This is a genomic window from Nocardia sp. NPDC049220 (assembly GCF_040647855.1).
GTDB lineage: Bacteria > Actinomycetota > Actinomycetes > Mycobacteriales > Mycobacteriaceae > Nocardia.
The window spans coordinates 210,351-224,670 of record NZ_JBEZDA010000002.1 but is presented as its reverse complement, the minus strand read 5'-3'; the positions used below and the strand labels follow the sequence as shown (position 1 = coordinate 224,670).

The window sequence follows — 14,320 nt, the reverse complement described above, 5'->3', positions numbered from 1 at the left end:
TGCGAGTCATCATCCGTCAAGAGGGAGTGGTGGGCCTAGGAGGACTTGAACCTCCGACCTCTTCGTTATCAGCGAAGCGCTCTAACCGCCTGAGCTATAGGCCCATATCAGCACTGCTTTGTCTCTCTTCGATCGAATCGACACAACTCAATGACCGAGAACAGAGACTACCCGACGCCCCCGAGAACGACCAAAACGGCTGGTAGCGGCTTTGGCTATGCGATCGCGGACTTCCGCTCGACAGCGTCATGATCACTGCGAACAGAGGAAAACGGCCGGTACCCGGCCCCGCAGGGCGGATACCGGCCGCTTCGAAACGCTGAAAACTAGTCGGGGTCGGCCAGGGTCACCTGGATGCCGCCGACGAGGTCGCAGCACTGGTTGTAGATGAACGTGCCGACGGTACCGAGCGCGGTGAACAACACCACGTTGATCAGACCGATGACTCCGGCGTAGCCGAACACCGTCCCCGCGTCGATCAGCCCCACCGACCCGGTGTCCTGGGAAACCATGTCGGTGAAGGTGTTGTTCAGCCGCTCCCATACGCCCATGCCCTCGAGCACGATGTAGAGCAGGCCGACCGCCAGCATCCAAACGAAGAACATCGCCACACTGATCACCAGCGAAATCTTCAGCGTCGACCACGGGTCGATGCGCCGGATCTGCACCGTGGCGCGCAGAGGTCCACCGGAGGCGACCGCCGCCGCCACCGCGACCGGAACCGCGGCCGACAGTGGCGACGATTGCGGGCCGATGGCCTCGCTCGGCGGCAGCGGATGGCGGATCTCGGACAGGTCGGGCATGTCCTTGATCAGTTCCGGCCGCGCGATGCTGCGGGTGGGCCCGTCGATACCGACCGACTTCACCATCGCCGCTTCTTTGCGTGCCGCCTTGGCCGCCAGGTCGGCAGTGGTGCGTGCATTGGTGACGCCACCGCCGAGACCGACCGGAGCCGTCGAATTCGGCCGTCCGGTCACCGGAGCCTGACCGGGCCGGTACAGGTTGGACTGCGGCTCCCGCTGTGGGAGCTGCGCCCAACTGTCCTGGAACGGTGACTGCTGGCCACCGGACGCCGGCTTGTCGCCGTTCTCGGGCGCGGCCTGCTCGGCCGGGTTGTTGCCCCGCACCACCGGGCCGAACGGTTCCTGGCCATCCCCGCCGGGCGCCTGATCCGGCGCCCCTTGCTGGGAAGCGAACTCGCTGTGCTGGTCACGGATCTCGTGTGGCTGGGCCATTGGTTGGTTGCCGCCAGGCTGATGGCCGCCAGGCTGATGGCCGCCGGGTTGGCCGCCGACCTGGTGTCCACCGGACTGGCCCTGGAGCCCGCCCGGCTGACCGCCTTGGAGACCACCGGGCTGACCACCCTGGTGACTACCCGGGTGGCCGCCGGGCTGGCCGACCTGATGACCACTCGGATGGCCGCCACCTTGGTGACCGCCCGGCTGGCCGCCGCCTTGCTGGCTGCCGCCGGACTGACCGTTCTCGGCCGAGGCGACCGGCCGGGGAATCGGCCGCGGCGGAATCGGTGACGGTGCGATCCTCTCGGTCACACCGTTCGTCTGGTGCCGCTCGTCGTTCGGCTGGTTCGGAGTGGTCAATGGGAATCCTCAGATCCGTTCGTTGCCGCCGCTGTTGGGGTTATTACTCAGAAGAACCGGTGTCGCCGCCGCCGGCGACCTGATCGGGATCGGGTTCGTCGGCATTGCGCGCGATCGCAAGCAAAGTATCGCCATCCGCGAGGTTCATCAATCGCACACCCTTGGTCTGTCGTCCAGCCTTACGAACCTGCTTTGCCGCGGTCCGGATGACGCCGCCCCCGGAGGTGATCGCGTACAACTCATCCTCGTCGTCGACGATGAGCGCCCCGACAAGGGTGCCACGTTTCGCGTCGAACTGGATCGTCAATACGCCTTTACCGCCGCGGCCCTGGGCCGTGTACTCCTCGATCGCGGTCCGTTTCGCGTAGCCGCCGGACGTCGCGACCAGCAGATAGGTGCCATCCCGAACCACATTGAGCGACAACAGTTCGTCACTGGTATTGAACCGCATACCCTGCACGCCCGAGGTGGCGCGGCCCATCGGACGCAGCGCCTCATCGGTGGCGGAGAAACGGATCGACTGGCCGAGCGCGGAAACCAGGAGCAGATCGTCGTCGGCTGAGCAGAGCACGGCGCCGACCAGCTCGTCCTCGTCGCGCAGGTTCACTGCGACGATGCCGCCGCTGCGATTGGAGTCGAAGTCCGACAACTTCGACTTCTTCACCAGACCATTCTTGGTGGCGAGCACCAGATACGGCGCATCGTCATAAGCCTTGATCTGGATGATCTGGGCGATCTTCTCATCCGGCTGGAAGGCAAGCAGGTTCGCCACGTGTTGTCCGCGTGCCGTGCGATTGGCCTCGGGCAGTTCGTATGCCTTGGCGCGGTAGACCCGGCCCTTGTTCGTGAAGAACAACAACCAGTCGTGCGTCGAGGTGATGAAGAAGTGCTTGACGATGTCGTCCTGTTTGAGACCCGCACCCTGCACCCCCTTGCCGCCGCGCTTCTGACTGCGGTACAGGTCGGTCTTGGTGCGCTTCGCATACCCGGTCTCGGTGATGGTGACCACCACGTCCTCGCGGGCGATCAGATCCTCATCGGCCACGTCGCCGTCGGCGGCGATGATGCGAGTCCGCCGATCGTCACCATACTTCTCGACGATCTCGGCCAGTTCGTCGCGCACAATCGCGCGCTGGCGCTCCGGCTTGTCGAGAATGTCCTTCAAATCGGCGATCTCGGTCTCGATCTTGGCCAATTCGTCGACGATCTTCTGCCGCTCCAGGGCGGACAGACGACGCAACTGCATGTCGAGGATGGCGGTCGCCTGGATCTCATCGATATCCAGCAAATCCATCAGGCCGCTGCGGGCGGTGTCGGTGTTGGCCGAACGCCGAATCAGGGCGATGACCTCGTCGAGCGCGTCCAGCGCCTTGACCAGGCCACGCAGAATGTGGGCCCGCTCCTCCGCCTTGCGCAGCAGGTAGCGCGTCCGCCGGACGATAACGTTCACCTGGTGCTCGACGTAGTGCCGAATCATCTGGTCGAGGCGCAGCGTACGCGGCACGCCGTCGACGATCGACAGCATGTTCGCACCGAAGCTGGTCTGCAGCTGGGTGTGCTTGTAGAGGTTGTTCAGCACCACCTTGGCGACCGCGTCCCGCTTGACCGTCACCACGATCCGCATACCCGCGCGGTCCGAGGACTCGTCGTGGATGTCGGAGATACCGGCGATCTTGCCGTCCTTCACCTGCTCGGCGATCGAGTTGATGAAGTTGTCCGTATTGACCTGGTACGGAAGTTCGGTGATGACGATGGTTGTGCGGCCTCGGTTGTCCTCCTCGATCTCGACCACACCGCGCATCCGAATCGAGCCGCGCCCGGTGGTGTAGGCATCGTGGATACCCTGGCCGCCGACGATCAGACCGTGCGTCGGGAAGTCCGGACCTTTGACGCGCTCCATGCACGCCGCCAGCGTGGCTTCCTCATCGGCGTCGTAATTCTCCAGCGCCCAGTAGATCGCCTCGGCGAGCTCGTTCAGATTGTGCGGCGGAATGTTGGTCGCCATGCCGACCGCGATGCCATTGCTGCCGTTCATCAACAGGTTCGGCACCCGGCTGGGGAGAACCGTCGGTTCCTGCGAACGGCCGTCGTAGTTCGGCGTGAAATCAACTGTTTCGTGGTCGATCTCGCGCAGGAGTTCCATGGCGAGCGGGGTGAGGCGGCACTCGGTGTACCGCATCGCGGCGGCGCCGTCGTTGCCTCGGGAACCGAAGTTGCCCTGGCCGTCGACGAGCGGGTAGCGCAGCGACCATGGCTGGGCCATCCGGACCAGTGTGTCGTAGATCGACGCGTCACCGTGCGGGTGGTAATTACCCATGGTTTCGGCCACCGGACGGGCCGACTTCACGTAGCCCCGGTCCGGGCGGTAACCGTTGTCGTACATCGCGTAGAGCACGCGCCGGTGCACCGGTTTGAGGCCGTCCCGCACATCGGGCAGCGCGCGACCGACGATCACGCTCATCGCGTAATCGATGTAACTGCTCTGCATTTCGTTCTGGATATCGACCGGTTCGATCCGGTCGCCTGCACCGCCGTTCGGGGGCAGCGTGGTCTCAGTCATGCGGTCTCCTTACCGAGCCTGGCGTGAAAGGGCTGTGCAGCAGCGTTACGCACGCCGGCTATACGTCGAGGAAGCGAACGTCCTTGGCATTGCGGGTGATAAAGCTGCGACGCGCCTCCACGTCCTCGCCCATCAGAACGGAGAACAGCTCATCGGCCGCGGCCGCGTCGTCGAGCGTCACCTGTCGAAGGACCCGCACCGCGGGATCCATGGTGGTCTCCCACAGCTCCTTGGCGTTCATCTCGCCGAGACCCTTGTAGCGCTGCACGCCGTCGTCCTTGTTGATCTTCTTGCCCGCGGCGAGACCCGCCTCGAGCAGACCATCGCGCTCGCGGTCGGAGTAGGCGAACTCCGGATCGCTGCGCTGCCACTTGAGCTTGTACAGCGGTGGCTGCGCCAGATACACGTGACCGTGCTCGACCAGCGGGCGCATGAATCGGAACAGCAGCGTGAGCAGCAGCGTCGAGATGTGCTGGCCGTCGACGTCCGCGTCGGCCATCAGCACGATCTTGTGGTAGCGCAGCTTGGCGATATCGAACTCGTCGTGGATGCCGGTGCCGAACGCGGTGATGATCGACTGGACCTCGTTGTTCTTGAGGACCCGGTCGATACGTGCCTTCTCGACGTTGATGATCTTGCCGCGCAGCGGCAGGATCGCCTGGTACATCGAGTCGCGGCCGGACTTTGCCGAACCGCCGGCGGAGTCACCCTCGACGATGTAGATCTCGGACTTGCTCGGGTCCTTGGACCGACAGTCGGCCAGCTTGCCGGGCAGTCCGCCCAGGTCGGTAGCGGACTTGCGGCGCACCAGCTCGCGCGCCTTGCGCGCGGCGACCCGGGCCTGCGCCGAGGACACCGCCTTGTTCACGATCGTCTTCGCGTCGGCCGGATTGGCCTCGAACCAGTGGGTGAGATGTTCGTTGCAGGTGCGCTGCACGAACGACTTCACCTCGGTGTTGCCCAACTTGGTCTTGGTCTGCCCCTCGAATTGCGGCTCGCCGACCTTGACGCTCACGATGGCGGCCAAACCCTCCCGGATGTCGTCACCGGTGAGGTTGCCGTCCTTCTCCTTGATGAGCTTCTTGTCCTTGGCGTACTTGTTGACCACAGTGGTCAACGCCGCGCGGAAGCCTTCCTCGTGGGTGCCGCCCTCGTGGGTGTTGATCGTGTTGGCGAAGGTGTGCACCGACTCGGAGTAGCCCGAGTTCCACTGCATGGCGACCTCGAGCTCGTGGCCGGTGCCCTTGCCGGTGAATCCGACGACCGAGTTGTGGATCGGCTGCTTGGTCCGGTTGATGTGGCGGACGAAGTCCTCCAGGCCACCCGGGTAGTGGTAGGTCCGCGTCTTCACCTTGTGCTCGGCGGGCGCGGCGATCTCCTCCGCGTGCTTCGGCGCCGCGGCGGTTTCGCTGACCACCTCGTCGGTGATGTCGGTGTCGCTGACACGTTCGTCGGTGAGCTTGATGGTCAGCCCCTTGTTCAGGAACGCCATCTCCTGAAGCCTGCGGGCAACCGTCTCGAAGTTGTAGGTGGTGGTCTCGAAGATCTCCGAGTCCGCCCAGAAACGGATGGTGGTGCCGGTTCTGGTGGTCGACTCGCCCTGGATCAACTTGCCGGGCGTGGAATCTTTGTAGGTCTGGCTCCAGTGGAAGCCGTCGCGGTCGATCTCCGCCTCCAGGCGGCTCGATAGCGCGTTGACCACGGAGATACCGACGCCGTGCAGACCGCCGGACACCGCGTAGGAGTCCGAGTCGAACTTGCCGCCCGCGTGCAACTGGGTCATGACGACCTCGATGGTCGGCACGCCCTGGGCGTGCATCGCGACCGGGATGCCGCGGCCGTCGTCGACCACTTCGACGCCGCCATCGGCCAGCAGAGTGACCTCGACCGTTGTCGCGTACCCTGCCATCGCCTCGTCGACGGAGTTGTCGACGACTTCCCAGATCAGGTGGTGCAGACCACGCTCTCCGGTGGAGCCGATGTACATACCCGGACGCTTGCGGACCGCCTCGAGCCCCTCGAGAACCGTGATGGAGGAGGCACCGTAGTCCTGCTTCCCGGTCGCCGTGGTCGAACCTGATGCTTTGGAGTCGTTGGCAGCCACTGGTCGGTAGCTCTCCTTACTTGCTGATCCTCGGTACGCAACGATCGGACAGCACGCGCGAGACCCGGATTGTCTGCTCGAGAATCAAGAGGCCACGCGAGGACTGTTCGGAACGCGCCGAAGGTATCGCCGCTAGTTACGTCACCATCCTACTGGTACACCCAACTTACAACGCACCTCCGACACCCCTGACAGCTCCGTGAATGCGAGAAATCGGATTACCGCGACTCGGTTCCGCCTTCCGGCCGTTTTCATCCATCAGGCGTCGGCTGAGAGATGCGTTGCCGCGACCATCGCCGCGACCACCGTGATTGCTCAGCGGACCGCGCTCCAGTCGACAGCGCCGATGCCGCAGCCGCCCCGCATCGCCGGATGTGAGATCGGTGACCCATACCGCGCCGGGATCTCGGACCGAGTCGAATTCGGCACCTACAGACAGCCTCGCATCGACCGCCGGGCGCACCAAGCGCATCCGGCAGAGACGACCGACCGCACCGACGCCTCGACCGGACACGGCTACAAATCCCGCAGGTAGGTCCGGATACTCGGCGATAGTGTTACCGACTCTCGTTTGTCTCGGCGCTCCCGGTCCAGGCCATCGCGACGGTCCGGCGGGATCGGCGCATTCGTACACCGCGAACTCCAGCTCGCGGCGGCAATCGATAGGGGTCACGGTCGACGGTCCAGTGGAACCGACCAGCGCCGACAAGCTCCCACCCCCGGCGCAGTTTCGATTCGACACGTACCACGGGACTCGGCGTTCCACGTGAAACGACCGTCCGGCGCACGCCTGATGGTGAGTACCGCCCACTGCGCTCATCCGTAGGTATCGCGCGGTCCGCGGCCCTTGATGTGGCGTTCCCCCTTGCGCCAACTCGGCGCGGCCGGCCCGGAGATCTTCAGTGACGTCACCACCCCGTGACCGACGGCGGCGTTGATCTTCGCCAGGATCTGCCCCTGAAGCATCCGGAGCTGGGTGGCCCAGGCTGTCGACTCGGCGGCGATACTGAGCACGCCGTCTTTCAAGGTGACCGGAGTGGCGTGCGCGGCGATGTCCTCGCCGACAACTCCCGACCAGCGGCCGAACACCATCCCCTCGGCCACTTTGTTCGACCACCCGCGGTTCTTGGCGATGGAGCCGGTCAGGTTGGACAGCAGCTGGGGATCGCGATCGTCCGGTCGTGCTCCGGACCACCCGGTGCGCCTGCGGACACCGGCACGGAGCCTGCGCTGCGGCGAGGATCGTCCCTGACCGACGGATTTGCCGCTGGCCCGTGCCGCGGCGCGCGCTTCCTCCAGGGCGCGACGGGCCAGATCGATGCCACGCAACTCAGATTCCTGGCCGGTGGATTCGGCGGATCCGGGCTGGTCGGCCTGATCGCTCATCGCCCCGCTCCCTTCGTGCGCACTTGGTTTGTCCCCAGGTTCGGCCGAGTTGTCCCCAACGTCGCCACGCGTTTTCAACCGATGAAATTCCCACGGTGTGCAACGGTGGACAACCGGCGAAACGACCTGTTCGACGCCCACCTCGGGGTTTCCCGGACGGGATCGGCCGCTCGCTCGGGTGTTGCCGAAGCGTGCTACACCGGCTACGACGCTGCCTGCCGCGGTGAGTTTTCCACAGGTGATGGTCGATCCGACTCGACCGCTCACGCGTTCGGAGCGGAGGTCCCGACGAATGGTCACTGTAATAGACCGGGTTGGTGGACGCCGAGCACAGCACGACGCCCGGACCACACATCGTGGGCCTGCCGCGAGCATCGTCGACTGCCTTGATGCTTGAAGGGGTTTCGCCCGACATAGTTGGGGATAATCACCAGCCGTGCGGAATTACGGGGAACCGGTGACGGAATCGGACTCGGTGATGGTTGCGGGCTCGGTGACCGGCTGCGTCGCCGCCCGCGCCGACTCGGAGATTCGCGAGATCCGGTCGTCGGGTGCTCCGGTCGTCTCGATCCGCAGTGCGGCGGCGGCAAGCTCGGCCGGCACGTCCTCCGGCACGGCCGCGGTGATCAGTACCTGCTCCGCCCCGGCGGCCACGGCGGCGAGGGCGGTGCGGCGACGGCGGTCGAGTTCAGCGAACACGTCATCGAGCAGCAGCACCGGTTCGGAGCCGGTGGCGCGGAGCAGTTCGAATGCGCCGAGCCGTAAGGCCAAGGCGAACGACCACGACTCACCGTGGCTGGCGAATCCCTTCGCCGGCGCCTCCCCGAGGGTCAACTCGAGTTCGTCGCGATGGGGACCGACCAAGCACACGCCGCGCTCGAGTTCCTTGGGGCGGGCCGCGGCGAGTTCACGCAGCATGATCGCCTCCAGTGCCTCGGTGTCCGCCGACTGCGGTTCCCGGGCCGGATCCTGGTATTCCGCGGGCAGCGCGGCGCTGCGATAGGCGATCGAGGCGGGTCGCGACTCGGGCGCGATCGCGGCGTAGGACTGCGCGAGATAGGGGGCGAGGTCGTGCACCAGGCGTAGCCGTTGTGCGAGCAACACGGCGGCATGCGTAGCGAGATGCCCGTCCCACACGTCGAGGGTGCCGAGGTCCGCCGTCGATCTGGCGTGCCGCCCCGCGGATTTCAGCAACGCGGCGCGCTGACGTAGTACCCGGTCGTAGTCGCTGCGAACCGCGGCCAATCTGGGTAGCCGGGCTGTGCACAACTCGTCCATGAAGCGGCGACGCTCGCCCGGGTCGCCGCGCACGAGCGAAAGATCCTCCGGTGCGAACAGCACCGTCTGCAGGATGCCCAGGATCTCGCGGGTCCGGCGTACCGGCGATCGGTTGATCTGTGCGCGATTGGCGCTGCCCTGGTTCAACTCGATATCGATCCGCAACTCTCGGCCGATATTGACCACCGTCGCGCCGATCCGAGCGCGTTCGGTGCCCATTCTGATCAATGGAGCGTCCGAAGACACGCGGTGCGAGTCGAGTGCGGCCAGGTAACCGATCGCTTCCAGCAGGTTGGTCTTGCCGTTGCCGTTCGCTCCCAAGAAGACCGTTCGTCCTGGGGATAAGTCGAGCTCCACCTGCTCCCATGAGCGGAAGTCACGCAGCGACAAGGACCGGATGAACATCCGCTATCGCGCCCCTGCCTGGGCAGAGACGACCATTTCTGCTGGTCTGTCGAGGTTCGGCAGAGGGCTCGACAGCATTTCCGCCCGACGGCCCCCTGTGGAATACCTGTGAATAAGTGGTGCCGTCGGGTGCGATTCGCGCGCACCTTCCGACGTCGCCGCCGGTTCCGATGCGTGGCCTACGGTTACCCGAATCGGATCACGCGGTGCGGATCCGGACGCTACCCGATCACGCACCGGCGATCAGCCCGGGAGCCGGACCGGCATCAGCAGATAGGTGTACGGGCTCGACAGCGCGGCGAACGCGCCGGAGTCGAGCACCTCCGGCTCCTTGTCGGAGGCGGGCAACAGCACCGCGGGCCGGCTCGGCGTAGTGAAGCCGAAGGTTACCCGATCGACACGCAGCGCGGAGAGGCCGTCGATGAGGTAGCCGGGGTTGAACGCGATGGTGAGCGACTCGCCGCGGAAATCAGCCTCCAGCCACTCTTCGGCGCGTCCTGCGTCGTCGCCGCCCGCGGACAGCAGCAGACCGTCAGCGGAAAACTCGAGCCGCACCTGGGCGCCACGCTCGGCGACCAGCGCGACGCGCTTGATGGCCTCGGTCAGTGCCGCCACCGCAAGAGTGGCGATCGAGGTGTGTTCCTTCGGCAGCAGCTGGCGGAACTTGGGGAATTCCGCGTCCAGCAGGCGGGTGGTGGTCCTGCGGCCCGCATTGACGATGCCGAGCAGGCCGTCCGCCCCCGCGCCGGTGCCGGTGCCGAGGGACAGTTGAACGGGAGCGTCGGAGGGGCCGAGCGTCTTGGCTGCCTCGGACAGCGTCTTGGCCGGGATCAGCACCGCGGTCGCCACGTCGGCCCGGGTGGGCTGCCATTCGATGTGCCGGACGGCGAGACGGAACCGATCGGTGGCCGCGAGCACGACCTGCGACCCCTCGATCTCCACTCGGATACCGGTCAGCATTGGAAGGGTGTCGTCGCGGCCCGCCGCGACCGCAACCTGGCCGACGGCCTCGGCGAAAACATCCACACTCAGTTCACCGGTCTGCTGTGGCACCTCGGGAAGCTGGGGATAGTCCTCGACCGGCATCGTCGGTAGGGAGAATTTCGCACTGCCACAGCTGATCAGCACACGGGTGCCGTCGACCGAGACGTCGACGGGCTTGTTGGACAGCGCCTTGGTGATGTCGGCCAGCAGACGACCGGAAACGAGGACCTCGCCCGGACCTGCGACCTCGGCCGCCACCCGCATCTGTGCGGAGACTTCGTAATCGAACCCGGAGACGGTCAGACCGTCCTCGCCCGCGACCAGCAACACACCGCCGAGCACCGGAACGGGAGGCCGGGACGGGAGGCTGCGCGCCACCCAGGCGACGGACTCGGCGAAGTCCTCTCGGGCGACCCGAAACTTCATGCTTGCAAGCTCCATGGCCCGATTTGTCCTCTCCCGGTTCCGTGATCTGTGTCGGCTCGTCAGTGTCGGTTCTCGAAAGGGTTCTGTCGAATCGCCTTCGAAAGTCTGGCACAGGCGACCGACATCAAACCGTACCCGCGTGTGAGACGTGTACCTAGCCCGACCCTCCGGTGGTTGCCGCTGTCTACGTCTCCGGCGCCGCGACGGGGTGTGCCGGAGACGCAGACCACGGAATGCTGTGCGTGGGACCGGACCGCGTCGTCTCCCTGCCGAAAACCGGAGCGGTTCCGAATGTTCGTTCCTCGACCAACTTTCCACACACCCTGTTTTGAAGAGAGATCTCTCAAGAGAAGAACTGAAGTAGTAATAGGCACTGTGGATTCTGTGGACTGCTGCCGAATCCGCTGGCCAGAAGGTGCGGTGGCGTGGGGATGAGCTTGGGGTGTCTCGAGGATGAACACGAGGGGGCTGTGGAGGCTCACCAGTTGTCCCCCGTTCATCCTCGAGCGCTCCTCGAGTTGTTCCACCGGATTCACCCAGTTGTGCACACCTGTGCACGAAATCGTGGACAACTCGAGGATTCCTCGAGGACTCCACATGGATTCCTCGAGGAATCCACAGGGCTGAATCCGGACATGTACTGGTCAAGGGCTGTGCGCAACCATCGATGTGGAACCTGTTGAATTCGGCCTGTGAGTTGCCGCCGACGGACGCGCTCCGCCACCTGTGAACGAATCGGTGGACAACCGGTGGATTCCTCGAGGAATCCACAGGGATTCCTCGAGGAATCCACAACCCACAAAAAAGCACCGCCCCAGGTCAGGGGCGGTGCTCAGGTGTGTATGGAGTTCAGCGTGAGCGCTGCTTGATTCGGGCTGTGAGTTCTTGCACCTGGTCGTACACGCGGCGCCGCTCGGTCATCTCCTTGCGCACTTTCTTCTCCGCGTACATCACCGTGGTGTGGTCGCGCCCGAACGCCTGCCCGATCTTCGGCAGTGACAGGTCGGTCAACTCACGGCACAGGTACATGGCGATCTGCCTTGCCTGCGCAAGCGGCCGCGCCTTGCCTGGGCCCGTGAGTTCTTCCAGCGTGGTGTTGAAGTACTCGGCGGTGACGGCCATGATCGTGGCCGCGTTGATCTCGAGTGCCGCCGTGTCGGGCATCAAATCGCGGAGCACCACCTCAGCCAGCGGCAGATCCAGTGGCTGACCGTTCAGCGACGCGAACGCGGTCACCCGGATCAGCGCGCCTTCCAGTTCGCGGATGTTGCGCTCCACCCGGCTGGCGATCAGTTCCAGCACGTCGTGCGGGACATCGAGTCGGTCCATCCGAGCCTTTTTGCGCAGGATGGCGATCCGGGTTTCCAACTCGGGTGGCTGCACATCGGTGATCAGGCCCCACTCGAACCGCGTCCGCAGTCGCTCCTCCAGGGTGGCCAACTGCTTGGGCGGACGGTCGGAGGACACGACGATCTGCTTGTTCGCGTTGTGCAAGGTGTTGAAGGTGTGGAAGAACTCCTCCTGGATACCTTCCTTGCCCTCGATGAACTGGATGTCGTCGACCAAGAGGATGTCGGTCTCGCGGTAGCGGCGCTTGAAGGCCACTTTGCGGTCGTCGCGCAGGCTGTTGATGAAGTCGTTGGTGAACTCTTCGGTCGAGACGTATTTCACCCGCATGCCGGGAAACAGGCGCTGCGCGTAATGGCCCGCGGCGTGCAGCAGGTGCGTCTTGCCGAGTCCGGAAGCGCCCCAGACGAACAGTGGGTTGTAGGCGCGCGCGGGTGCCTCGGCGATCGCGACGGCCGCCGCGTGCGCGAAGCGGTTGGACGCACCGATGACGAACGTCTCGAAGGTGTACTTCGCGTTCAGACTGGCCGAGGAATTCGAGGGCGCCGGAGACTCCTGCGACTTGGTGAAATAGGTAGGCCAGGAGTTGCGGACGTTCACCACAGGCTCGTCGTCGCGGTCACGCGGGTTGTCGCCGACCGACTCGCGCGCCAGCCCGTTGTCATCGGCCTCCGCAGATTCACGCACGGGGGCATGCGCCGGACCTCGCATCCCGCCTGGACCCGGTTCGGGGTTGAACAACGACTCCTGACCAGGCGGAATGGCCTGCTCACGACGCGGCGCAAGGCCGGATTCGCGCCGCGGTCCTTGATCGGTGGCCGACACGGAGGGGAACTCGGCTGTCGCGGAGTACTCGCCACGCGTCGGATAGTCGGGACGGGCGTATTCCGGCTGGCGGTACTCCTCCTGGGGCACGTATTTCTGCCCGTAACCGGTATCGGAATAGTCGGAACCATCGCGGTAGGACGGAGCCGGGGCGAAGTCGGCGGTTTGTGCATACCGGGGCGCCTGGTACTCGTCACGGCCTTGGAAGTCGGACCCCGGGTACCCGGCCGGGCCACGCCCGGTATCGCGTGCCCGCTCGGGTCTGCTGGTCATCCTCGCGTGCCGAGGATTGTTGGTCTGTCGGTCGACGGTCTGCGTTGCCGGCGCCGCGATCCGGACACCGAGTCCCTCGACCTGGGGCCCGAGCCGTCGGGCGAGGGAGCGCAGGATGGGCTCGCGCAGATCACGTTCGATAGCTTCTTGAGCCAGCGACGATGGTACCGAAAGCAGGGCGAAACCCTGTGCGACCGTGAGCGGTTTGACCAGCTTCAGCCAGGCCTGCTGTGCTCTGGTCACCGGCGGGATGGCGCCATCCGGTGAGCCGGTGGTCAGTTCGGTGACAACCTCGGGCCACACGGTGGCCAACACATTCTGCTCGTCGTCCATGCAGTTTCCTCCCCGGAAGTAGGTCGATAGGAGCAGACGGCCGGGGCACGCGGGGAAGGTGTGGTACGACCATGCTCGGGGTCGATCCCGTGATCCTGCGTGCGCCCGTAACCGGTTCGGACGCTGCCCTGGTCCCCCATCCGGGCAGCGACGTGGCACCGTCGGCCCTACGAATATGCCACTCCAGGCCTCTTTCCACACAATTATCCACAGATGTGGAAAACCCTGGGGAAATGCGAAACGTCCGTGCGCATGACGGTTGCACCGCTACTACCTGCGGTTCTGTAGCAATCTTCTGGCTAAGAAATTGCGGTGGTCGAGCCGAACGGTGGCCAGGGGCGTGGACGAACTCATTGTCACTGCCGAGTGACTGATCAATCGAGACGGGATTCTGCCTGGTAAAGCCGCCTGATCGGGCAGGGTGGGGCGAGTTTGACCCGTCCCGAGCCGATCAGTACCCTCGTACAGTCACCCCTTGGTGCGGTGGCGGTCTTGTGCTGACCGCGTGTAGGTCGTGATCGACCTACTGTGCGCCAGGACCGACGCGCGCTGATGATGACCGGACTTGTGATTCATTCGCGCACTATCTGTATCACCGAACAAGCTTTGGGCACCACCTGGTGCCCACCTACTCGAGGAGTGTTGACCGTGGCCAAGGGCAAGCGGACGTTCCAGCCGAACAACCGTCGTCGGGCGCGGGTCCACGGGTTCCGCCTCCGGATGCGTACCCGCGCGGGCCGCGCCATCGTCTCGGCGCGTCGCCGCAAGGGCCGCGACTCCCTCACTGCCTGATCCTCGCTC

General features: G+C 65.1%; 9 protein-coding genes and 1 tRNA gene. 2 read left to right on the top strand and 8 right to left on the bottom strand.

All coding sequences use genetic code 11. The features are described 5' to 3' along the window. Positions 1–27: 27 nt before the first annotated feature. Both AB0C34_RS08365 and AB0C34_RS08360 read right to left on the bottom strand, forming a co-directional pair. Positions 28–104, bottom strand: a tRNA-Ile gene (locus tag AB0C34_RS08365). Between the two features lie 222 nt (positions 105–326). Next, entirely contained in the window at positions 327–1,235 is a 909-nt protein-coding gene (locus tag AB0C34_RS08360; protein WP_357068896.1) for a DUF3566 domain-containing protein, read from the bottom strand. Positions 1,236–1,256: 21 nt separating this feature from the next. Here AB0C34_RS08360 and AB0C34_RS08355 point away from each other — a divergent pair, with 21 nt between their 5' ends. Then, positions 1,257–1,529, top strand: a complete 273-nt coding sequence (locus AB0C34_RS08355; RefSeq protein ID WP_357068894.1) for a hypothetical protein — start codon at positions 1,257–1,259, stop codon at positions 1,527–1,529. A 112-nt stretch (positions 1,530–1,641) separates the two neighbouring features. On the opposite strand, the gene gyrA is transcribed toward AB0C34_RS08355, so the two are convergent. The 6 genes from gyrA to dnaA form a co-directional block, all read right to left on the bottom strand. Continuing rightward, positions 1,642–4,158 carry a DNA gyrase subunit A gene (gyrA, locus tag AB0C34_RS08350; protein ID WP_357068892.1) on the bottom strand — a complete coding sequence of 839 codons (2,517 nt, stop codon included), beginning with the start codon at positions 4,156–4,158 and terminating at the stop codon, positions 1,642–1,644. A gap of 58 nt (positions 4,159–4,216) precedes the next feature. Continuing rightward, positions 4,217–6,262: a DNA topoisomerase (ATP-hydrolyzing) subunit B gene (gene gyrB, locus AB0C34_RS08345; RefSeq protein ID WP_357068890.1), complete on the bottom strand. Its 2,046-nt coding sequence runs from the start codon at positions 6,260–6,262 to the stop codon at positions 4,217–4,219. Between the two features lie 816 nt (positions 6,263–7,078). Next, the gene (locus tag AB0C34_RS08340) at positions 7,079–7,648 is read right to left on the bottom strand and encodes a DUF721 family protein (RefSeq protein ID WP_357068888.1); all 570 of its coding nucleotides are present in this window, start codon (positions 7,646–7,648) and stop codon (positions 7,079–7,081) included. Positions 7,649–8,092: 444 nt separating this feature from the next. Next, positions 8,093–9,331, bottom strand: a complete 1,239-nt coding sequence (gene recF / locus AB0C34_RS08335; protein ID WP_357068886.1) for a DNA replication/repair protein RecF — start codon at positions 9,329–9,331, stop codon at positions 8,093–8,095. A gap of 243 nt (positions 9,332–9,574) precedes the next feature. After that, complete coding sequence (dnaN, locus tag AB0C34_RS08330; protein WP_357068884.1) at positions 9,575–10,756, bottom strand: DNA polymerase III subunit beta; 1,182 nt, start codon at positions 10,754–10,756, stop codon at positions 9,575–9,577. A gap of 834 nt (positions 10,757–11,590) precedes the next feature. Continuing rightward, a complete protein-coding gene (dnaA, locus tag AB0C34_RS08325) occupies positions 11,591–13,519 on the bottom strand; it encodes a chromosomal replication initiator protein DnaA (RefSeq protein ID WP_357068882.1) in 1,929 nt (642 codons plus the stop codon). 648 nt (positions 13,520–14,167) lie between these two features. On the opposite strand from dnaA, the gene rpmH reads away from it, so the two are divergent. Next, positions 14,168–14,311 carry a 50S ribosomal protein L34 gene (gene rpmH, locus AB0C34_RS08320; protein WP_003942540.1) on the top strand — a complete coding sequence of 48 codons (144 nt, stop codon included), beginning with the start codon at positions 14,168–14,170 and terminating at the stop codon, positions 14,309–14,311. The last annotated feature ends 9 nt before the right edge of the window (positions 14,312–14,320 follow it).

Excerpts from the sequence above, each read along its gene's own strand:
- AB0C34_RS08360 (WP_357068896.1), bottom strand. The coding sequence starts at position 1,235 with ATGGCCCAGCCACACGAGATCCGTGACCAGCACAGCGAGTTCGCTTCC.
- AB0C34_RS08355 (WP_357068894.1), top strand. The coding sequence starts at position 1,257 with ATGGCCGCCAGGCTGATGGCCGCCGGGTTGGCCGCCGACCTGGTGTCC.
- gyrA (WP_357068892.1), bottom strand. The coding sequence starts at position 4,158 with ATGACTGAGACCACGCTGCCCCCGAACGGCGGTGCAGGCGACCGGATC.
- AB0C34_RS08340 (WP_357068888.1), bottom strand. The coding sequence starts at position 7,648 with ATGAGCGATCAGGCCGACCAGCCCGGATCCGCCGAATCCACCGGCCAG.
- recF (WP_357068886.1), bottom strand. The coding sequence starts at position 9,331 with ATGTTCATCCGGTCCTTGTCGCTGCGTGACTTCCGCTCATGGGAGCAG.
- dnaN (WP_357068884.1), bottom strand. The coding sequence starts at position 10,756 with ATGGAGCTTGCAAGCATGAAGTTTCGGGTCGCCCGAGAGGACTTCGCC.
- dnaA (WP_357068882.1), bottom strand. The coding sequence starts at position 13,519 with ATGGACGACGAGCAGAATGTGTTGGCCACCGTGTGGCCCGAGGTTGTC.